This is a genomic window from Amycolatopsis sp. VC5-11, from assembly GCF_037034185.1.
Lineage (GTDB): Bacteria > Actinomycetota > Actinomycetes > Mycobacteriales > Pseudonocardiaceae > Amycolatopsis > Amycolatopsis nivea.
The window spans coordinates 1-19,634 of the sequence record NZ_JBAGKF010000007.1 but is presented as its reverse complement, the minus strand read 5'-3'; the positions used below and the strand labels follow the sequence as shown (position 1 = coordinate 19,634).

Annotated in this window: 15 protein-coding genes; 6 read left to right on the top strand and 9 right to left on the bottom strand. The window is 70.3% G+C overall.

Going from position 1 to position 19,634, the window contains the following annotated elements; translation table 11 throughout:
* Positions 1-97: 97 nt before the first annotated feature.
* The 3 genes from WA670_RS21755 to WA670_RS21745 all read right to left on the bottom strand — a co-directional run bounded on the left by WA670_RS21755 (position 98) and on the right by WA670_RS21745 (position 3,865).
* On the bottom strand, positions 98-1,081 hold the full coding sequence (locus WA670_RS21755) for a S1 family peptidase (RefSeq protein ID WP_043827530.1): 984 nt from the start codon (positions 1,079-1,081) through the stop codon (positions 98-100).
* 510 nt (positions 1,082-1,591) lie between these two features.
* Positions 1,592-2,152, bottom strand: a complete 561-nt coding sequence (locus WA670_RS21750; protein WP_037814504.1) for an isochorismatase family protein — start codon at positions 2,150-2,152, stop codon at positions 1,592-1,594.
* Between the two features lie 156 nt (positions 2,153-2,308).
* A complete protein-coding gene (locus WA670_RS21745) occupies positions 2,309-3,865 on the bottom strand; it encodes a GMC family oxidoreductase (protein ID WP_336158692.1) in 1,557 nt (518 codons plus the stop codon).
* Between the two features lie 104 nt (positions 3,866-3,969).
* Between WA670_RS21745 and WA670_RS21740 the strand changes: the two genes are divergently transcribed.
* Entirely contained in the window at positions 3,970-4,446 is a 477-nt protein-coding gene (locus WA670_RS21740) for a GbsR/MarR family transcriptional regulator (protein WP_037814587.1), read from the top strand.
* Positions 4,447-4,501: 55 nt separating this feature from the next.
* Positions 4,502-5,719 carry a hypothetical protein gene (locus WA670_RS21735; protein WP_336158691.1) on the top strand — a complete coding sequence of 406 codons (1,218 nt, stop codon included), beginning with the start codon at positions 4,502-4,504 and terminating at the stop codon, positions 5,717-5,719.
* Here WA670_RS21735 and WA670_RS21730 read toward each other — a convergent pair.
* Positions 5,714-7,012 (bottom strand): outer membrane protein assembly factor BamB family protein, encoded by a 1,299-nt coding sequence (locus WA670_RS21730; RefSeq protein ID WP_336158690.1) that lies wholly within the window; start codon positions 7,010-7,012, stop codon positions 5,714-5,716. The two genes, WA670_RS21735 and WA670_RS21730, sit on opposite strands and share 6 nt — an antisense overlap.
* A 122-nt stretch (positions 7,013-7,134) precedes the next feature.
* Between WA670_RS21730 and WA670_RS21725 the strand changes: the two genes are divergently transcribed.
* Complete coding sequence (locus WA670_RS21725) at positions 7,135-7,896, top strand: hypothetical protein (RefSeq protein ID WP_238606743.1); 762 nt, start codon at positions 7,135-7,137, stop codon at positions 7,894-7,896.
* A 120-nt stretch (positions 7,897-8,016) separates the two neighbouring features.
* Here the strand turns inward: WA670_RS21725 and WA670_RS21720 are convergent, their stop codons facing one another.
* The 3 genes from WA670_RS21720 to WA670_RS21710 form a co-directional block, all read right to left on the bottom strand.
* A complete protein-coding gene (locus WA670_RS21720) occupies positions 8,017-9,807 on the bottom strand; it encodes a dihydroxy-acid dehydratase domain-containing protein (protein ID WP_336158689.1) in 1,791 nt (596 codons plus the stop codon).
* 52 nt (positions 9,808-9,859) lie between these two features.
* Positions 9,860-10,603 carry a hypothetical protein gene (locus WA670_RS21715; RefSeq protein WP_336158688.1) on the bottom strand — a complete coding sequence of 248 codons (744 nt, stop codon included), beginning with the start codon at positions 10,601-10,603 and terminating at the stop codon, positions 9,860-9,862.
* A gap of 146 nt (positions 10,604-10,749) precedes the next feature.
* Entirely contained in the window at positions 10,750-11,772 is a 1,023-nt protein-coding gene (locus WA670_RS21710) for a ketoacyl-ACP synthase III family protein (protein ID WP_336158687.1), read from the bottom strand.
* Positions 11,773-11,983: 211 nt separating this feature from the next.
* On the opposite strand from WA670_RS21710, the gene WA670_RS21705 reads away from it, so the two are divergent.
* A complete protein-coding gene (locus WA670_RS21705) occupies positions 11,984-13,156 on the top strand; it encodes a cytochrome P450 (RefSeq protein WP_336158686.1) in 1,173 nt (390 codons plus the stop codon).
* A 109-nt stretch (positions 13,157-13,265) separates the two neighbouring features.
* Positions 13,266-13,817, top strand: coding sequence for a hypothetical protein (locus WA670_RS21700; protein ID WP_336158685.1), 552 nt, complete (start codon positions 13,266-13,268; stop codon positions 13,815-13,817).
* 262 nt (positions 13,818-14,079) lie between these two features.
* On the opposite strand, the gene WA670_RS21695 is transcribed toward WA670_RS21700, so the two are convergent.
* Together WA670_RS21695 and WA670_RS21690 are read right to left on the bottom strand one after the other, a co-directional pair.
* On the bottom strand, positions 14,080-16,551 hold the full coding sequence (locus WA670_RS21695; RefSeq protein WP_336158684.1) for a UbiA family prenyltransferase: 2,472 nt from the start codon (positions 16,549-16,551) through the stop codon (positions 14,080-14,082).
* Positions 16,542-17,579, bottom strand: a complete 1,038-nt coding sequence (locus tag WA670_RS21690; RefSeq protein ID WP_336158683.1) for a polyprenyl synthetase family protein — start codon at positions 17,577-17,579, stop codon at positions 16,542-16,544. Before WA670_RS21690 ends, WA670_RS21695 begins: the two co-directional genes overlap by 10 nt.
* A gap of 217 nt (positions 17,580-17,796) precedes the next feature.
* Between WA670_RS21690 and WA670_RS21685 the strand changes: the two genes are divergently transcribed.
* Entirely contained in the window at positions 17,797-19,557 is a 1,761-nt protein-coding gene (locus tag WA670_RS21685) for a 1-deoxy-D-xylulose-5-phosphate synthase (protein ID WP_336158682.1), read from the top strand.
* Positions 19,558-19,634 lie beyond the last annotated feature (77 nt).

The window sequence follows — 19,634 nt, the reverse complement described above, 5'->3', positions numbered from 1 at the left end:
CGCCGCTTCGCAATTGCGGCCTGCAGCGCGTTTATCGCCCTTAAACTCACGGAAATGCCGTGGGGAGACTCCAGAGCCTCCCCACGGCACCCGAGGATCAGGACTGGGGCAGCGTCACCCCGTACCTCTTGGCCGACAGTGTCGCCGGGAAGAAGCACGACGTCTGCGTGTCTCCCCCGGAGAGAGTGCCGAGACCCTTGCTCCCGTCGTAGGCCGGGCCGCCGGAGTCGCCGTGGTCGGAGTGGGCGGTCGTGCAGAACTCGTGGTAGACCGTGTAGCCCTCGGCTTCGAAGGTGTAGTCGACCTTGGTGACCTTGCCCGACGTCACGCCGGAGGTGATCCCGGCGCGCTTCATCTCCTCGCCGACCGTCGCGTCGGCGAATTCGGTGATCTTGGTGCCGTCGTTGATCTCGCTCGGTCCTTCGCCCGAAGCGTTCTCCACGAGCATGTTGTCTTCGTCGGGGAACACCGCGTCGACGGTCTTGCCGTCGTTCCACGGACCGCCGCCGCCGAGTTTTTCGCAGTGGCCTGCGGAGAGGAGCAGCTTCTTGCCGTCCTTCTCCACGTTGAATCCGTTGGAGCAGGACGCTTGGCCGTTGCTGATCTTGTCGCCGCCCTTGATGAACAACGACATGGCACCGGGATGGTGTTCGACGCGGACCATGTCGCCGTGCTGGCGGGCGGTCTCGAGCAGCGCGTCCTTCTGTGCCTTCGGGGTGGCGTCGTAGACGTCGACGACGACCTGGTTGTGCGCGAGGTCGAGGCCCCAGCCTGCGCTGGGCACGCCGCCGGTCGCGTCCAGTTGCTGTTTCACCGTGCTGAGTTGGCTCAGGCTGTACTTCACCACCTGCGCGTTCAGGCCGGAAGCGCGCACCTTGGCCGCGTCGGCGTTGTTGAGCACAGTGACGACCGAGGCGCCGCTGTCGTCGAGGTAGTGCCCGCCGGTGGCGGAGCCGAGACTGCTCATGACCGCGGCCGGTGTCGCCGCTGCGGACGCGGCGGGCACGGTGGTCATGGCGAGGGCCAGCGTGCCGAACGAGCCGACGGCGAGGACGCTCAGCCTGAAACGTGTCGATCGCATGTGTTTCCTCCTGCGCGGAACGGGAGAGAAAGGACGTGCACCGCAGGGGAAGCCCGCCTCCGGGCTTCCGGATTCGGTGCCGGACTCGGCTAGCTGCGGAGGGATCTCCTCCCCCGGGCGTCGGGTGACCGGATCATGAGCCTCCAACCGTCTCGTTGTGGAAACGGAACGTGATCAACCTGAGGTTCGTGATTCTCGAACAGTTCCGGGCAATCGCGACACCGACGAAGGTAGGTTCACGTTTGGCGCAATGCGCGCGCCCGAACGGCGCAGCGGCGGGATGCGCTCGAGCCGGCTGGCGGCGTGGACGACTGTCCACTTGAGACGGTTACCGCGTATCGACACGCTTGATCAACCAGGAAATTGCGCTCGCACGACTGGTGCAATCAGCCTTACGCTGAACGGACCGAAGTCGCGGCCAGGCTGGGCATCAGCCCGACACCTGCGTGAAGCGCGGCGTCGGCAGCAACCCCGAGCCACCCTCCTCAGTGGGCCCGGGGCGGAGACGGTTCAGTCGATGGCGGCGAAGTCCATTTCCTTCGTCCGCACCGTGCCCGCCGAACGACCCGGCGCGCGGTGGTAGGTCCAATAGAGGTTCGTGTGCGCGATGACCTGATCCGGCGGCGGGGCGCCCCATTCGGAATGGTCCTCGGTCGTGTGCGCGTCGGCGACCAGAAGCGCGTCGTACCCTTTCACGATCGCCGTGTGCAGCGTGGCCCGGATGCACTCGTCGGTTTGCGCGCCGGCTACCACGAGCTTGCCGACCGACAGATCCGAGAGCACTTCTTCCAGTGCGGTGCCCTCGAACGAATCCGCGTAGTTCTTCTCCACCCGGCGCTCGCTCTCCGCGGGGGCGAGTTCGGGCACGATCTGCCACTCCTCGCTCCCCGAGGCGAGCTGCTCGTCGGAATGCTGCACCCACACCACCGGCACCGCGTGTTCGCGGGCGTTGGCCACCAGTTCCGCCACGTTCGCGACGACCTCGTCCCGCGCGTGCGCGCCGGAAACGACCGCGTTCTGCACGTCGATCACGAGCAATGCCGTTTTCGGCCGGTTGTCCAGTGTGGTCATTTTCCCCTCCAGGCAAAGTCCCCCACGAGCCAGCAGCACCATAGCGCGCCTTTCGCGGCATTGCTACTGCGCGATCCAGCGCGGTTGTTCGATTCGGAATTCTTTTTTGTCGCTGGGAGCGGGACCCGGGTTTCAGCGGAGAGGAATCTGGATCTTTTAGCGGTCGAGTCGTTCGGCCATCAGCTCGCCCGCCATGATCGACGCCAGGTTGGTGTTGGCCCGGGGAACGAAAGGGAAGATCGACGCGTCGACCACGTGCAGGCCGTCGAAGCCGAGTACTCGGCAGTCGGGATCGACCACGGTGTCGCGGTGTCCGGGGTCGCCCATCCGGCACGTGCTGGTGGCGTGCTGCGAGTCGCCTGCGGTGGCGAGCAGGTGGTCGTCTAGCTCACTGTCGTTGTCCAGCACGGCGAACAGCTCCTCGTTCGCGCTCTCCAACGAACCGCTGAGGATCGGCGCGGTCTCGTCGGCGCAAGCTAGTTCGACCAGTGCTCGAACGCCGGCGCGCAGCCGCGGCAGGTCGCGTTCGTCGGAGAGCATTCGCTGGCGCACCAACGGTTGCGCGTCCGGATCAGTGGAGATCAGGCTGACCTCGCCGCGCGAATAGTTCTGGTTGAGCCACACCCCGTACGAACCGGCCCCGGCTCCGGTGTCCGCGAACGCCATGGCGAGCACGCTCTGGTTCATCGAGACGAACATCAGGTCGCCCTCGGGCGCGCCGGGGCCGCTGGTGAAGCGGACGCAGACGTTGGTGTGCCGGTCGTCCGGCGTCTTGATCGCCGCCGCTTCGGTCAGCGGGAGCTGGATCATCGCGATCGGATGGTCCTGCAGGCCGCGGCCGACCGGCAGGTCCGCGCGGACGTCGATGCCGAGCGACCGCAGCTGACCCGCGGGTCCCACGCCGGAGCGCTGGAGGATCGTCGGCGTGTGGATCGCGCCTGCGCTCAACACGACCGTGTCGGCGAGCTCCGTTGTGGCCGTCCCGCCGATGACGGCCCGGACGCCGATCGCGCGGTTGCCGTCGAAGAGCACCTGGTCCACGAGTGCGTCGCCGCGGATGGTCAGGTTCGGCAGCGCCCGGGCGGGTTCCAGGTAGGCGTCGTTGACCGAAACCCGCCGCCCGGCGCGGGAATTGATCGGATACGGCGAGACGCCGCTGGCTCCCGGAGCGTTCACATCCGGTGCCCAGCCGTAGCCCGCGGCGATCGCCGAGCGGCGCAGTGCGGCGTCGACCGCGCCCCACTTCTCTTGCGGCATACGGTAAATCGGAGTCGGGCCGCCGCGGCCGTGGTAGGGCTCGTCGCCGAAAGCCTCGTCGTCCTCCAGCTTCGCGAAGTACGGCAGCACGTCGGCCGGTCCCCAGCCGGGCAGCGCCCAATCAGCGAAATCCGCCATCGGCGGGCGGATCGCGATCTGCCCGTTGATCGACGAACTGCCGCCCACGCCCCGGCCGCGCCAGTACAGCGCCGGCGGCTGTTTGTCCGTGCGCGTGGAGTCCAGTCCCGACCACACCAGCTCTTTGGCCGCGGCCGGGTCCAGCAGGGCGACGATGGGATTGGGCGAGCGCCACGCTTCGGGCATCTCCGCGGACCGGTAGTCCGGACCGGCCTCGAGCAGCAGGACCCGCTTGCCCCGCTCCGCCGAGCGGACCGCCAGCGCCGCTCCCGAGGATCCGGCTCCGACCACGATGAGGTCCCAGCCGCTGTCCGCCATGTGCCTGCCCCTTCGCCGGTCTCCGTGGCGGCTAGAATGATCCCCGGCCGTACGTTCAGTCAAGAGTGAACGTTCAGTTTTTCCTGAGCAACCGTGAGGTGCCGATGACCTTGCCCGACCGGTCCGCCGAGCACGCGCTCGTCGAGGACTTCGGCCTGCGCATCGGCCGGGCGATGGGCTGGCCGCCGATGGCGGGCCGCACCAGCGGCGTGCTGCTGCTCAGCGAAAAACCCCTGACCCTCGGCGAACTCCAGGACGCGCTCGACGCGAGCAAGGGTTCCGTGTCCGAGATGACGCGGCTGCTGATGGTCAACGGCGTCGTCGAGCGGACCAAGAAGCCCGGCAGCCGCCAGTTCGTCTACCGCTGGCGCGACGACGCCTGGCTGGGCTGCCTGCAGCACCAGGTGAACGCGACCCGCGAACTGCTCGAACTGGCCGAGAGCGCACAAGAACACGGCAAACACCTGGCAGCCGAGCAACGCGCCCGGCTGCGGCAGATGCGCGACTACTACGTCTTCATGACCGAACAGCTCGAAGCGCTCTTGGCCGAGTACGCCAGCCGGACCGAGACCGATGCCTGACCCGGATGACTCAATCCGGACCTGCGCGCACTGACCTGGCCTTAAGGTGAGCCAGGTGGAGCCATTGACCGCGATCGCCACGATCGCCGCGAAGTACGGCGCTTCCCAGCTGATCCGTGCGCTCACCGGGAACGACGAGCTCAGCGGGCTGGCCTCGGAGCTGCTGGGCGAACTCGTGGCCAGCGAAGACCGCCTCAGCGAGCAGATGGCCGGGATCGGCCGTCAGCTGGACGAGTTGCTGGACCAGCGGTACACGGTCGCGTTGGGCGCCGGGCAGCGGGCGTTGCGCGACGCGAGCACCGCGCCCGAGCCGCGCTCACGGGCCGCCGAGCTAGCCCGCGCGCGTGACTTGTTCCGCGAGGCCGCCGCGGCAGCCTCGGCCAAGTCCCCGCTGCAGATCGCGGTGGCCGAGCGGTACGTGGCGCTGTGCTCCCTCTCCGCAGGCCGCCCCGACGCCGTGCCCGCGGCTCTCGACACGTTGAACGAGGCGGCGTTCCGGGCGCTGACCGAGGCGCTCCCGCTCTTCGGGCCGAAGGCCTACGAGAAGGCTCGGGCGCAACTCCCGCGGTCGAGCCGGCTGGGCCTGCGGGGCCGGCGCGAGGAGCGGATCGACGAACTGGGCAGCGACCTCGTCGACGCGGTCGACGACGTCGTGGATCTCGCTCTCAACCTGCTTGCCGAATCCGAGGCCCTCGCGCGCGGGCTCGGCCAGGACCTCGGGCCGGAAACCGACGTCGACCTGCTCCTGCCCGCGGGGTACGAAGACGACGAGCGACTGGCCAGCACCGCACAGGTGGTCGTCCGGCCGATCGAGCCCGGCCCGCTGCGGTTCGGTCCGTTGACGGTCGATTTCGGCGACCTCCGCCCGGTTCCGGGCCAGCCGCAACCTCCTAGTGCTGCGTCCGCCGCCGTGGTCGCTGCCAAGCTCGCGCACGACTCGCCGCCGGAGTACGCAGCGACGGCGCGGCCGCCCGGCTTCGAGGTGGAAGTGCTTGTCCGGTCGGACTTTCCCGTGTCGCCGTCCCTGATCGTCTCGTTGCGGCCCGGGCTGGTCCTGGCGGACGAGGTGCTGCTCGAGGTGATGCCCGGCCAGCCCGCGTTCACCGGGGTCGCCAGCGGCATGCTCGCCGCGCGGATGCAGGAGATCCGGCTGCCGTATTTTCACCCGGACAGGTTCGTCAACGAGTGGACGGTGAACATCAACAACGTGTTGATCTTCCAGTCGTCCGATCGCCAACTGCTCGAACTGGAGGGCGGCGCGCGCTTTCTATGAACACGCGCTGTTCCTGACCGCGATGGCGATCAGGCTGCCCTTGGCTACCGCGAACAGCCGATCGGGTGCGGCGCTGCGCAGCGCCCAGATCCGCCGGGCCACGCGGGTGCGATTGGCGAGCCGTCCGTCGGAAGTCAGGTGGAACAGCACGCCGGAGGTGCCGGCGATCAGGAAGCCGTCGGCGGTCGGGAACACCTGGCCGACGAGTCGCTCCCCGACATCGACCCGCCACAGCAGGCGGCCCGCGGCAGGGTCCACGACCGTGTAGCCGCGAGGTTCAGGCAGCCACAGCAATCCTCCGGCTTGTTCCGGCGCCGCAGCCACAAGGTCAGTCTCGGCCTGGACGAACTCGCGGGCAGTGTCGGACGACAGGTCGATTTCAGCCAGGGCACGTCGGCCGCAACGCAGCAGAAAACGGCCGGGCCCGACCTCCGCGATGCTGGATCCAGCGTCGTTGTCCACGAGCGGCTGCGGAAGCCGCCATGCGGCCCGTACCCGGCCGTCGTGCCGATCGATCAAGCGCCCCCGGATGTCGCCCGGTACGCCGATCAGGAAGCCGTCACCGGCGGGCACGGGCAGCACGGTGCGGATTCGCTGCTCGGTTTCCCAGCGGAGCCGCCCCGTCGCGAGATCGAACGCGCGGAGCGGCGTGTACCCGCGCCAGCCGCCGACGAGCACGACGTTCGCCGAAACGACCAGATGTCCGGGGGTTGCGGGGACGTGCGCGGTCCAGATCTCGCGCCCGGTCGCGAGGTCCAAACAGGACAATCGGGGGTTGTTCTGCGGGATCACCAGGCACCGATCACCGACGACGGCAACCGCCCGCGGCCAGGTGCCGATCGGAACATCCCACCGCACAGCACCGTCGGCCGGGTCGAGGCTCACCAGCCTGGTGCTGCGCTCGTGGACGATGACGTGACCGCTCGTCACGGCCACGCCCGAGGCAACGCCGCGTTGGTGCAGCGGATGCTCCCACTCGATGTCGATCACCGCATCAGACCACCACGATCGGGTGACCATCGGCAACCGCATTAGGTGCGCCGGGAAACCAGGCGGCCCTTTTCGCTCTGTTCTTCGTGCGGCAATAATTTCGCTAGGTTTCTGATTTATCCAAGGCCCGCGGCTGACGCATTCGGAGCCACTGCACCGAATCGACAGAAACGGAACTTGACCTAGGCGCAATGCCGAAAGTTCCTGAAACGCGAAACGCATCTGCGGATGCGCGTTTTCGCGAAGGCGAGATCCCATAGCGGTCTCGCTGCCGCGGCAACCCAGCCGTGTCGCGGCGATCACACCTGCCCGTCGCGCCGTCCGGTAATCGATGGGAGGCCTCGTCCGGTTCCGGTAGGTTGTCGGATATCTCGGTGCACCGGGAACGACGACCCGCAGGATTGGGTCCGTACGAGGGGAATCAGATGCACAAGGGTTTTGTCCTGTCCGCAGGCCGTGCGGTCGTGGCGGTCGCCGCCGTCAGCGGGCTGGCGGCGTGTTCGTCGGGGACCGCGGCTGCTCCGGCGGAAACCGCTGCCGCGCACGCCGAGGTTTTCGGCGCGGGCGGTTACCGCGGCATCGCGCCGGGGATGGCCAAGGAGGCGGCGCTCGCCACCGGGAAGCTCGCCAACGCGCCGGTCTCCATGCTGGACGGCTGCACGGTCCTGAGCTGGCAGGGCGGCCCCGCGCCGGACCAGGCCAGACTCGCGGCCGAGGCCGCGGCGCAGAAGAAGGCCGACGAGCTCTACGCCAAGTCCGACGCGGCGGACCGGGACTCGAAGGAGAACACCGGCAAGTCCGCCGCGGAATTGGCGAAAGCAGCCGCCAAGGACGCGGAAGCGGCCCAGCTGGCGGCCGACTCCGCGATGGCGAGCGCCGAACTGGCGGGCAAGCGGGAAGAGCGCGACAAGGCGTTCGCCGCGGCCGGTGGCGCGTCGTTCGGCAAGAACGGCGTGCACGAGCTGGGCGCGCCGCCCGACGCCAAGACCGCGGAGGGCATCGGCATCGGCTCGTCGCTGGCGGACCTGCACAAGGCGTACGACGCGCGCGGCCTGAAGCTCGCCGAGGCCGGGCGGTTCGAGATGCCCATCGCGGAGAAGCCGGGCTGGCGGTTCGTGTTCACTCCCGCTGCCAACGGCACGGTCGGCGGAGTGGCGATCTCCGACGGCGTCCTGAAATGCCGGTGACGCCGTGGTGGTAAGTCCATAGTGGACTGATGAAGGCCTCCTTGCCGTTGCGGGCAAGGAGGCCTTCGCTTTCCCCGGATCGAGCACTCCGCTCGCTGTCCACAGTGGACGAACGATCGGTCAGGAAGAGACCTCCGACATCCCCGCGCCCTCGATCGCGGAGGCGGCGAGGGCGCGCATGCGGCGCAGCAGGCGGGACGTCACCGGGCGGACCAGCGGGTGGACGCCACCGTTCGCTTCGGCGGCCTGGTGCCACTTCGCCAGGCGAGCCTGGTGGACGGCGGGGTCGGCCAGTTCGGCGCACTCGAGGGTGTCGGTGTTCAGGTCGACGGTGATCGTGTCGCCGTCTTCGACGAGGGCGATGGGGCCGCCGAGCGCGGCCTCCGGGCCGACGTGCCCGATGACCAGTCCGACCGATCCTCCGGAGAACCGCGCGTCGGTCATCAGCGCGACGGAGATGCCTTTCCTCCGGCACAGCGCGGTGATGCGGGAGGTCGGGTCGAGCATTTCGGGCATGCCCGGAGCGCCCCTCGGGCCTTCGTAGCGGATGACGACCATGTCCCGGTCCGCGAATTCGTCCGGCGTCTCGACGAGTGCCCGCAGCAGGGCCTGCTCGCTGTCGAAAACGCGCGCCCGTCCCTCGAACCGGCCGTCGACGACGCCGGTCTCGACCCCGGCCAGCTTGATCACCGCGCCGCCCTCGGGGGCGAGGTTGCCTGAGAGCAGCCGCAGGCCGCCGGTCGGCTTGAACGGCTCGGCGACGGGGAAGATCACCTCGCTGTCCGGGGCGGGCGGGGCGAGCCGTTCGACCTGCTCGCCGAGCGTCTCGCCGGTGCAGGTCAGCGCGGAGCCGTCGAGCAGGTCGTGCCGGAGCAGTTCCGCCACCACCGCCTGCAGGCCGCCGGCGGCGTCGATGTCCACCATGCTGTACTGCCCGAACGGGCGGGCGTCGACGAGCACCGGGACGCTCCGGGAGAGCCGGTTGAACTCCTGCTGCGTCATGACCTCCGACCAGAAGTCGAGGCCGGCCGCGCGGGCGATCTCCGGCGCGTGCAGGACCACGTTCGTCGAGCCGCCCAGCGCGATCGCCACGACCGCGGCGTTGCGGAACGCCGCCGAGGTGGCCAGCTGCCGCGGCGTGATCCCCCGCTGCGTCATGATTTCCAGGCAGTCCACGATCTGTTCGGGGAATTCCCCGGTCCGCCGCGGATCCTCGGACGCCGGCGACACCATGTGCAGCGGCTCCAGCCCCAGCACGGCGATGAACGACTGCATCGTGTTGTAGGTGAAGATCCCGCCGCAGCTGCCGTGCCCGGGACACGCGTTGCGCGCCCACCGCTCGCGTTTGGCCGCGTCCGGGTCCCCGGCGACCTGGAAGCAGCTGACCAGGTCGATCCGCTCCCCGGTTTCGGGGTCCGTGCCCGGCCGGATGGACCCGTCGGAGAGCACGACCGCGGGCACGTCGCGCTCCAGGATCGCCGCCGTCGCCCCGACCGGGGGCTTGTCGCACGCCACCACGGCGACGGTTCCCCGGATCTCGCTGCCCTCGAAATGCAGCGACAGCCCGTCGTTCGTCGTCTCGCGGCCGATCAGCGAGTACCGCATCTGCGGCGTGCCGTTGCGCTGGCCGTCCGAGATCCCGCCCGAGTAGTTCGGGGCCAGCAGCCGGACGGGCAGGTCGCGCTCGCGGATCCGGCGCGCCAGCGCTTCGTGGATCGCCTCGACTTTGTCCGAGACGCCGACGTAGCAGACGCTGTCGCCCAACGTGCCCACGACGCCCCATGCGTCCCCGTGGATCTTGTCCACGTCCTGGCCCAGCGCGCGGGCCGTGGCCACCGCCTGGCAGTCCTGGCCCGGGCGCCACACATCCCGGCGGCTCGACTCGTCCATCAACGCTCCCGTCTTCGACACGATCGTCCCCATCGTCGCAGATCCGGGCGGGTGCGCATCCTGGCTTCGACGGTCAACCGGCGTGCGGGCGGGCCTCGCCGGTGCGGAGGGCGGTGAGTTCGTCCAGGCAGTACTCCGCGCGGCGGGCGGAGCCGTAGCGGGTCAGTTTGCCCCGGCGCGCCCACTGCCGGACGGTCGCCTCGGGCACTCCGGCGGCGAGCGCGGCTTCCTTGGTGGGCACGGTGCGCCGCCGGTTTTGTTCGCGGGTGCGGACGTCGAGCCAGTCCGCCGGGGGCAGGTCGTGCCCGGCTTCGCAGGCGACTGTGGCGGTGGCGGGCCGCAGGTGCACCGGGGCGCGGCAGCCGCCGACCGGGCAGTTCCCGACCGGGACGGCGGGGCGCGGGTCGTCCAGGGCGGCGGTCGCGGAGGAGATGAGGTCGGAGAGCTCGTCGAGGAAGTCCGCGCCGCTGGGGTGCGCGGCCAGCCAGTCCCGGTGCGCGGCGAGGAAACGCACCAGCTCCGGCACGGTCCGCCGCGGTGCCGCGACCTGTCGTTCGGCGGCCACCAGTCCCGCCCAGGAGGCCAGGACGCCGAGGATCCGCGACCGGGCGTCGAAGGCGGCCTCCCGGAACGGCAGCCCGGTCCCCCGGCGGGCGGGGTGTTCGCGCACCGCGCCGCCGGTCCGTCCGGGCTGCAGCGCGGCCTCGCAGCGGGAGTAGAGGAGGGGAAGCGCGGTCAGCCCTGCGCCGACCGGGTCGGTCCGGCCGGACGGTCCGGCCAGGCGGGTCGGCTCAACCGAGCGGGCCAGATCAGACACGTGAACCGGAGCAGCCGAGCGGATTCGGTCGTCCGGGCGGCTTCCGGCAGCCGGACGAGTCCGACCGGCCGCACGGACCCGCTCGCCCAGACCGCCCGTCTCCTCTCGACAGCTCGCGTCCGACAGCCGGGACTCGTCGGGCATGGTCAGTTCCGTTCGGGGTCCGGGCTGTCTTCCAGCATCTCCAGGACCGCCGAGGTGATGGTGTAGCCGGTCCCGCCGCCGAGGAGCAGGATGCGGTCGCCTTTGCGGGCCCGGCCGGTGCTGACCAGGTGGTGCAGGCCGGCGAACTGGTCGCCGGTGCCGAGATGGCCGGTGGTGCGGCCGAATTCCCAGTTGGTGCGCTCCAGCGGGATGCCGAGGAAACGGTCGGCGATGTCGGCGGCGCGGGCGGCGGTGGTCACCACCGGGACGGCGAACGCCAGATCCGCCGCGGTGATGCCTGCTTCGTCGAGGACGCGGTGCAGGGAGGCGCCGAACAGCGCGGCCATCCGGCCGTAGTGCTCCAGCATCGGCAAGTCCTTGGCGTGGAACTGTTTGCGCATCGCGTCGAAGTCGACCGGCGGCTGCTGTGCCCCGGCGAATCCGCCGCCGCGGGCCTCGCCTTCGAGGGAGTTGTCGGCCATCGTCGAGAGCGACAGGATCCGGGCGAATCCGCCGGAACCGCTCAGCAGCAGCGCGCTCCCGCCGTCGGCGAGCACCGACTGGTCGCCGTACCAGCGGCGGACCCACGGGCTGTCGAAACGGTCGCCGGTGGTGACGAGCACGGCGTCGTCGGGGCCGGTCACGAACCGGCGGCCCAGTTCGAGCGCGCCCATCGCGCCGTTGCATTCCTGGACCACGTCGAACGACGGGACGTCGCGGCCGACCGTGTGCAGGGCGACGTACGGGGCGGCCTGCCAGTAGTGCGCGCCCTGGTAGTCGACGTAGGAGTGGAACACCGCGCGGACCGTGCCGAAGTCGCGGGCGGACGCCATGGCCAGCGCGCCCCGTCCGGCGATCGCGGCCATTTCCGCCGGGTACCGCTCGGTCTCGACGCACGCGGAGCGGACGCCGTCCGTCTGTGCCGACTCGACGTCGTACCGGTTCGCCGCGACGGCTTCCTCGGCCGTCTCCCGGTCGGGCAGGCAGGCGCCGACGCCCGCGACGTACAGGGGGCACGGATTCACCGGGTCGCTCCTTCCCCGGCGCAGGGCCGGACCCCGCGCCACGATTGGACGAACCGACCGTACGGCGCGGTGATTGGGGCGGCGTTGAGCCGGTGTGGACGCTCCGGCGGCGACGGCTGTGCGCCGGGCGGACCGGCTGGTAGGAGGGAGCACGGGGCCGGGTTCCGGCTCCGTCCGCAGTTCCCACCGCGGTGGGCCATCGGGAGGTTCCGTGTACGAATTGCCGTTTCCGCCGAGCGAGGACCTGTCCCGGCTGGCCCCGCAGTACTACCGCCTGCTCGAGGACGAGCCGCTGACGAAGGTCCGCACGCCCGCCGGGGACGAGGCCTGGCTGGTCTGCGGGTACGACCTCGTGCGGGACCTGGCCTCCAGCCCGGTGCTGCGGCGCGGCCACCGCACGCCGGAATCGGCGGCGCGGATCAACGATTCGGTGGTGCAGGGCGGTCCGACCGAGGAGTTCGACGGCGAACTGGAGCGGCACACCCGGATGCGCAAGCTGCTCACGCCCGCGTTTTCCGCGAAGCGGATGCTGGCGCTTCAGGAAAGCGTCGAGGAACGGGTCGACGCGCTGCTCGACGAACTCCCCGGACCGCCCGCCGACCTGCACGCCGGGCTGTCCCAGCGGCTGCCCGCGATGGTCATCTGCACGCTGGTCGGGGCGCCGTACGACGATTACGAGCTGTTCCGGTCCTGGACGTCGCGGCTTTCGGGCACCGGCGATCCGGAGGCGGGCCGCGCGGCGCAGATCGAGTTCGGCGTCTACATGGCCGAACTGCTGGAACGGAAGAAGCGCGAACCGAGCGAGGACGTCTTCTCCGACCTGGCCGCGGCGGGCGGAGTGGAACTGCCGGAGGCGGCCCGGCTCGCGGCCGCGCTGCTGTTCGCCGGATACGAGACCACGATGAGCCGGATCGACCTCGGCACCGTGCTGTTCATCCGCAACCCCGCGCAGTGGGCGAAGCTGACCGCCGACCCCGGGCTGGTCACCGGTGCGGTGGAAGAAGTCCTGCGGATGGTCGTGACGAACATCCAGGACACCGGAGGCTCGGTCCGATACGCGGCCGAAGACCTGACGGCGGGCGACACGACCATCCCCTCCGGCGACGCGGTGCTGCTCGCCTACCACGCCGCGAACCGGGATCCGCGGGTGTTCGAGCGGCCGGACGAGTTCGACATCACCCGCTCGCCCAATCCGCACCTCGGTTTCGGGCACGGGATGCGGTACTGCGTGGGCAACACGCTCGCCCGGATCGAGCTGCGAGCGGTGTTCGGCGCGCTGGCGAAACGGTTCCCCGGACTGCACCTCGCCGCGGACGGGGACGCGCCGCGGCGCCGGGCCGAATCGGTGACCGGCGGGGTGACCGAACTCGCCGTCAGCTGGTGAAGCGGGCCGGTCGGCCCCAGGATTCCACCCTCCTTTGCACCCCCGGGTGGATGCCCGCCCGGGGGTGCGCTGCCTACCGTGGGGCCGACCCCGAGGAACGGATTGCGCGATGTGGAAGACGTTGGACGAAATCTCGAACATCGTGGCCCTCGTGGCCGGCGGCGCCTACATCGTCTGGTCGATCATCCGCCGGCTGCGCGGCACGCCGATGTCCACGAAACGGCTGCTGGTCCTTCCGGTGGTCTGCTTCGCCGTCGGCATCTACATGGCCGCCGGCGACGTCACGAAGGCGACCGCGCTGGACTGGGAACTGCTGGGCGTCTTCGTGCTCGCGGCGTACGGCGAGGGCCTCGGCCGCGGCGCCACCATCCGGCTCTACGAGCACGACGGCCTCCCGCACCAGAAGTACAACTGGCTCACCGTGACGATCTGGCTTTCGCTGATCCCGCTGCGCGTCGGCATGGTTCTGCTGGCCCAGCACTGGCACGCGGACATCGCGGGCGGCACCGACATGGTGGGCATCCTGCTCGGCCTGACCTTCCTCGGCGAGGCCTCGGTGGTCCTCCCCCGCGCCCGCCGGATGGGGCTCAACCTGAGCCTGTCGCCGAAGAAGAACGCCAAGAAGGACCAGGCTTCCGACCGGGTCGGGCACGCTGGCTGAGACGGATGGCAGTCAGGGTGTCGCGCCCTGGCAAGGAATGTCCGGGACCGCACGGTGCACCCCAGTGTGGCATTGGGTGCGTCAGATGCACCCAATGTGGCGTTCGGTGCGTGAGATGCACCCAATGCCACATTGGGGTTTTCTCAGCAGATGCGGTAAGCGGCCTCGCTCTCGGTGAACGTACGTGAGGGGAACCCTGACGGAATCTGATTCCGTCAGGGTTCCCCTCACGTACTCGCATCAGCGGCGTGGCTGCGGTGCCTCAGGCAACGGGGCGGGCGCGGGTCAGCAGTTCGGCTACCCGGTCCGTGCCTACCGCGCCGCGTTTGAGTTCTGTCAGCACCGCGTCGATGTCCGCGGGTTCGACCGTCAGGCCGCGTTCGGCGGCGACGGCTGTCACGGCCGAGCGGCCGGAGTGCTTGCCCAGCACGATCCGGCGCTGCCTGCCCACCAGTTCCGGCGGGTACGGCTCGTAAGTGCTGGGGTCGCGGGAGATCCCGTCCACGTGGAGGCCGCTTTCGTGCACGAACGCGTGCGCGCCGACGACGGGAGCGTACGCGGGCACGCGATCGCCGATGAGCCCAGCGACGTGCCGCGCCAGCGGTTCCAGCAGCGGGAGGTCGAGGCCGGTCGAGTGCCCCATCGCGGCTTCCAGTGCCATGACGACCTGTTCCAGCGGAGCGTTCCCGGCCCGTTCACCGATGCCCAGCACCGAACACTGCACCCCGGACGCGCCGCCGAGCAAACCCGCGAGCGAGTTCGCGGTGGCCAGGCCGAGGTCGTTGTGACAGTGCACGGCCAGCGGCAACGGGCAGCTCTCGCCGACCCGTTCCACCAGCGCGCGCATCGTCCACGGCTGCGCGATCCCGGCGGTGTCCGCGAGGCCCAGGGCATCCGCACCGGCGTCCGCGGCTGCCTCGTACACCGCGGCGAGGACGTCCGGGTCGGTGCGGGTGGCGTCTTCGGCGGCGAATACCGCCTGCCGTCCGGCCGCCTTGACCCGCCGCACCGCGCGGTCCACCCGACGCTTCAGCTCGTCCACGTCAATGCGCAGTTTGTGCCGCAAGTGCGATTCGGACGTGCCGATGAAGACCGCGACGCTGTGCGCGCCGGTGTGCAGCGCGGCGTCCACGTCCGCGTCGGCGGGGCGGGCAATCACCTGGACGACGGTGTCCAGTTCGGCGGCCACGATGGCGCGGATCGCGGCGCTCTCGTCTTCCGACACCACCGGGAAGCCCGCTTCGATCATCGGCACGCCCAACGCCGCCAGCCGCCGGGCCAGTTCCAGTTTCTGGTCCGGGCGGAACGCCACCCCGGGCATCTGCTCGCCGTCGCGCAGCGTGGTGTCGCTGACGACCACTCGCTCCGGCAGCTGACCGGTGCGCAGCGGTTCGCGCGGCACGGCGGTGGCTCGGCCGCGCGGTCCGCGGAATTCGTTGAACAGCTGGTTGAGCAGCATCATGTCGCGGGCGGGCGCGTCCATCCGCAACGCGCGGGTCAGGTAGGCGCGGCGGGGATTGCTGGTTCCGTCCAGGAAGATCGCCGCGAAGACCGTGCCGGTGGTGGTGATCGTCAGCCGGGGCAGTTCCGGCTCGGGCTCGTCGGCGAAGAGCCGTCGTACGGCGTTGTCCGCGGTGCACAAGACAATCACCAGGTCCGGTTCGGACAGTCGCACCTCGATCAGCCGCGCCCAGCCGTTCAGCGCCCGCAATCCAGTTTCGCAGGCGGCCAGTCCGGCCAGCTGCTGGTCCACGAAGGACAGAACCGCTTCGGCATCCACAGTGGACTTGTCATTGCCCAGTTCGTGCCGGGCACGCAGGAGCCGCTGACTCCCCCACGCACAGCCCAGCGCGACCGCGGTAATCGGGACGCCGACCGCGAGACCGCAGCCCAGCGTCACGAACGCGCCTGCCAGCAGGACCCGTTCGAGCACCAGCACGGTATGCGCCCGATAAGCCCGCAGGCGGGTCACTTCCTGAGTCCACAATGGAGCGAGGGCGGCCACCGCGGCTATGGCGGACAAGGCGAACACGACGAGTGCGGCGAAAGCCGCGGACGAAACCACGAACTGCGCGACCGCGCACAGATAAGCGACCAGGACCGTGCCGGTGGCCACCCGCACACCGACGGTCAGCCCGTGGCGGACCGGCAGGGTCGCGTAGCCGCCTTCGCGGTCGCCGTCCACGTCGCGCAGGGCGCCGACCAGGTTGGATCCCGTGTCGTGCAACCAGAACGCAGCTGCCAGAGGGATGACCGTAGCCGGAGGGAGGTCGGCTACGGTCATCGCCCCGAACAGGCACGCGAACGCCGAAATGAGGCCGCGCACCGCGTTTCCGGCCAATCCGCGGCCTTTGAAGAAGCTGCTGTACGCGATGCCGAGCAGCAAGGCGACAAGGACGAGGCCGATCGTCCGCCAGTTCACCGCGAGCCCGATGATCCCGCCGGCGGCGGTGAGCCCGATCAGCATGCCCAGCGCGGTGCCGGGGCGCATCCGGCCGGACGGGATGGGCCGATGCGGTTTCGCGGACGCGTCCAGGTTCCGGTCGAAGTAGTCGCCGCCGTACAGCCCGGCCAGCCAGCCGATCGTCGGCACCGCCCAGGCGCACAGCAACCGCAGCGGCGACGCGGCCGGATCGGCCAGTGCGGCACCGGCCAATCCCACGAGGCCGACGTAACAAGCGGTGTACGGCCGCCACGTTTCGACGTGCGCGAAGAGGATCTCTTTCAGCCGCATCGGTTCACAGTCGCCTGTGCGAAGTAGGACAGCGTTTCCTTGCTCGGCGTGCTGGGCAGCACCTCGAGGACTTCGGTTGCGCGCACGGCATATCCGCGGGCGGCGTCGGCAGCCGCGTCGACCCCGCCCGCTTCGCGCACCAGTGCGGAAACCGCGGCCAGGCGCGCGGCCGGGTCGCCGGTGCCGCGCAGCTGGCGGTCGAGTTCCGCGGACACCGCCTCGCCGCCGAGTTCGCGCGCGAGCAGGAACGGCAGGGTCAGCCGCTGGTTGGCGATGTCGCTGGTGACGGCTTTGCCCATGGCGTCGCCGTCGCTCGTGTAGGCGAGCAGGTCGTCGTGGATCTGGAAGGCCGAGCCGAGAAGTTCGCCGTAGCCGGCGAGCGCGGTGCACCATTCCGGCGGCCCGCCGCCGAGGATCGCGCCGCTGGCGCAGGCCGCGCGGAACAACGCCGAAGTCTTCAGCCGGATCATTTCCAAATAGGACGGAACGTCGCAGACGTAGCCCTCGCACAGTTCGGCTTCCATGCTCTGCCCGCGGCACAGGTCGATCCCGGCCGCGGCCACCGCGGTCATCGCGCGCGCGACGCGTTCGTCCGGCACCCCGCGTTCGCCGCATTCGCCGAGCGCGGCGAACAAATAGAAGATCAGCGCGTCCCCGGCCACGATCGCGTCGTCGCGGCCGTAGGCGGCGTGCACCGACGGGCGGCCGCGGCGCATCGCGTCGCCGTCGATGATGTCGTCGTGGATCAGGCTCGCCACGTGGCCCGCTTCCGCGCCGGCCGCCGCGGGCACCACCTGTTCGACGTCCGCGCCGACCGCGCCCGCCGATTCGAGCAGCAGCAGCGGCCGGAACAGTTTCCCGCCGGGCACCAACGCGTAGTGGCAGATCCGGGCGAGCTGCGCGCCCTCGGCGTCCCAGCTGTTCTCGAGTTGTTTTCCGACCAGCGAAACCAGGTGATCGATGCGGTCGGAACGGTCCAGGATGGCCGTGCCGAAATCCCGTTTCCCGGTGCTGTATGTGCTTTCCATGACCGTCCCATTCCGACGATTTCCCCCGTGCCTGCCGACGGTAGGGAGCCCGCGCGCCCGCGGACAAGGCCCCGGGCCCGTCCTCAATACGGGGTCAACAAGGCTTCAACAGCGCGGCCGGAACGGTGTTGCGGAAACGTTGAGCGGCACTCTCCGGCGCCTTGTCGCCCGCCCGGAAGGCGCCGTACGTTGCCGGTCGTCTCGAGGAGGACGACGCATGGCTTTGCTGGAGAGAATTCGGGGACCGCGCGATCTCGACGGGCTGTCCGGAACGGAACTCGGCGCGCTCGCCGAAGAAATCCGCGGGTTCCTGGTCTCCGCGGTCGCCCGGACCGGCGGGCACCTCGGGCCCAATCTCGGGGTCGTCGAGCTCACCCTCGCCCTGCACCGGGTTTTCGATTCGCCGTGCGACACGCTGCTGTGGGACGTCGGGCACCAGTGCTACGTGCACAAAATCCTCACCGGCCGCCAGGACGGGTTCGCCGGGCTGCGGGGCGAGGGCGGGCTGTCCGGCTATCCGAGCCGCCGCGAATCCGGCCACGATGTCATCGAGAATTCCCACGCGTCGGCCGCGCTTTCCTGGGCGGACGGGCTCGCCAGGGCCTACGAGGTGCGGCAGGTCTCCGATCGCGCGGTGGTAGCCGTGGTCGGCGACGGCGCGCTGACCGGAGGCATGGCCTGGGAAGCGCTCAACAACATCGCCGGTGCGCAGCGGCCGGTGGTGTTGGTGCTGAACGACAACGGCCGCGCGTACGACCCGACCGTCGGCGGGCTCGGCCGTCATCTCGCGGCGCTGCGGCGCGATCCCGGCGACGGCGGCGTTTTCTCCGCGCTGGGCATGGACTATCTCGGCCCGGTGGACGGGCACGACATCACCGCGCTGGAAACCGCGCTGCGGGACGCCCGCGCCCGGAACCGGCCGGTGGTGGTGCATTGCGTGACCCGCAAGGGCGCCGGGTACGCACCGTCCGAAAAGGACCCGGTCGACCGGCACCACGCGATCGGCCCGTTCGACCCCGGTACCGGGACGGCCCCCGCCGGGCCGCCGTCGTGGACCTCGGTGTTCAGCGACGAAATGATCAAGGTGGGCAACGAACGCGAGGACGTCGTCGCCATCACGGCGGCCATGCGAGGCCCGACTGGGCTCGCTCCGTTCGCCGAGCAGTACCCCGGCCGGTGCTTCGACGTCGGGATCGCGGAGCAGCACGCGGCGGCGGCCGCGGCCGGGCTGGCTTACGGCGGCCTGCATCCCGTAGTGGCGGTGTACGCCACGTTCCTGAACCGCTGTTTCGACCAGGTGCTGATGGACGTCGCCCTGCACGGCGCCGGCGTGACTTTCGTGCTGGACCGCGCGGGGCTGACCGGCGACGACGGGCCGAGCCACAACGGCATGTGGGATCTTTCGCTGCTGCAAGCGGTTCCCGGTCTCCGGGTGGCCGCTCCGCGGGACGCCGCGCAGCTGCGCACCCAACTGCGGGAGGCGATCGAAGTGGCGGACGCGCCGACCGTCGTGCGGTTCCCGAAGGGCGCGGTGGGTCCGGACATCGAGGCGATCGAACGGCACGGGCCGGTCGACGTGCTCAGCCGCGGTGTCCGGGAGGACGTGCTGGTGGTCGGCATCGGCCCGCTCGCCGGGCCCGCGGTGGCGGCCGGGGCGCGGCTGGCCGAGATGGGCATCGGCGCGACCGTGGCGGATCCGCGCTGGATCCAGCCGGTGCCCGACGCGCTGGTCGCGCTGGCGCGGGCGCACCGCGCGGTCGTGGTGGCCGCGGACTGCGGACGCGCCGGCGGGCCGGGAACCCTGCTGGCACAAGCGCTTCAGGACGCCGGTTCGGATGTTCCGGTGACCGGGCTGGGGATTCCCCAGCAGTTCCTCGAACCTGCCAAACGGGCGCGGCTGCTGACCGCGCTGGGACTCACCGCGGATGCCATTGCCGAGGCGTCCCGCCGCACTGTCGAGAAAGGACTGTCCGAGTGACCGTCGCGTTGGGCATGCCGGGTTTGCCTGCTCCTGTTCTCGCCGAGCGTCGCAAGACCCGCCAGCTGATGGTGGGT

Coding starts and splice junctions, on each gene's coding strand:
- WA670_RS21740 (WP_037814587.1), top strand. CDS start 3,970: ATGACCTTGCCCGACCGGTCCGCCGAGCACGCGCTCGTCGAGGACTTC.
- WA670_RS21700 (WP_336158685.1), top strand. CDS start 13,266: ATGTGGAAGACGTTGGACGAAATCTCGAACATCGTGGCCCTCGTGGCC.
- WA670_RS21685 (WP_336158682.1), top strand. CDS start 17,797: ATGGCTTTGCTGGAGAGAATTCGGGGACCGCGCGATCTCGACGGGCTG.
- WA670_RS21745 (WP_336158692.1), bottom strand. CDS start 3,865: ATGGCGGACAGCGGCTGGGACCTCATCGTGGTCGGAGCCGGATCCTCG.
- WA670_RS21695 (WP_336158684.1), bottom strand. CDS start 16,551: ATGCGGCTGAAAGAGATCCTCTTCGCGCACGTCGAAACGTGGCGGCCG.
- WA670_RS21750 (WP_037814504.1), bottom strand. CDS start 2,152: ATGACCACACTGGACAACCGGCCGAAAACGGCATTGCTCGTGATCGAC.
- WA670_RS21690 (WP_336158683.1), bottom strand. CDS start 17,579: ATGGAAAGCACATACAGCACCGGGAAACGGGATTTCGGCACGGCCATC.
- WA670_RS21725 (WP_238606743.1), top strand. CDS start 7,135: ATGCACAAGGGTTTTGTCCTGTCCGCAGGCCGTGCGGTCGTGGCGGTC.
- WA670_RS21755 (WP_043827530.1), bottom strand. CDS start 1,081: ATGCGATCGACACGTTTCAGGCTGAGCGTCCTCGCCGTCGGCTCGTTC.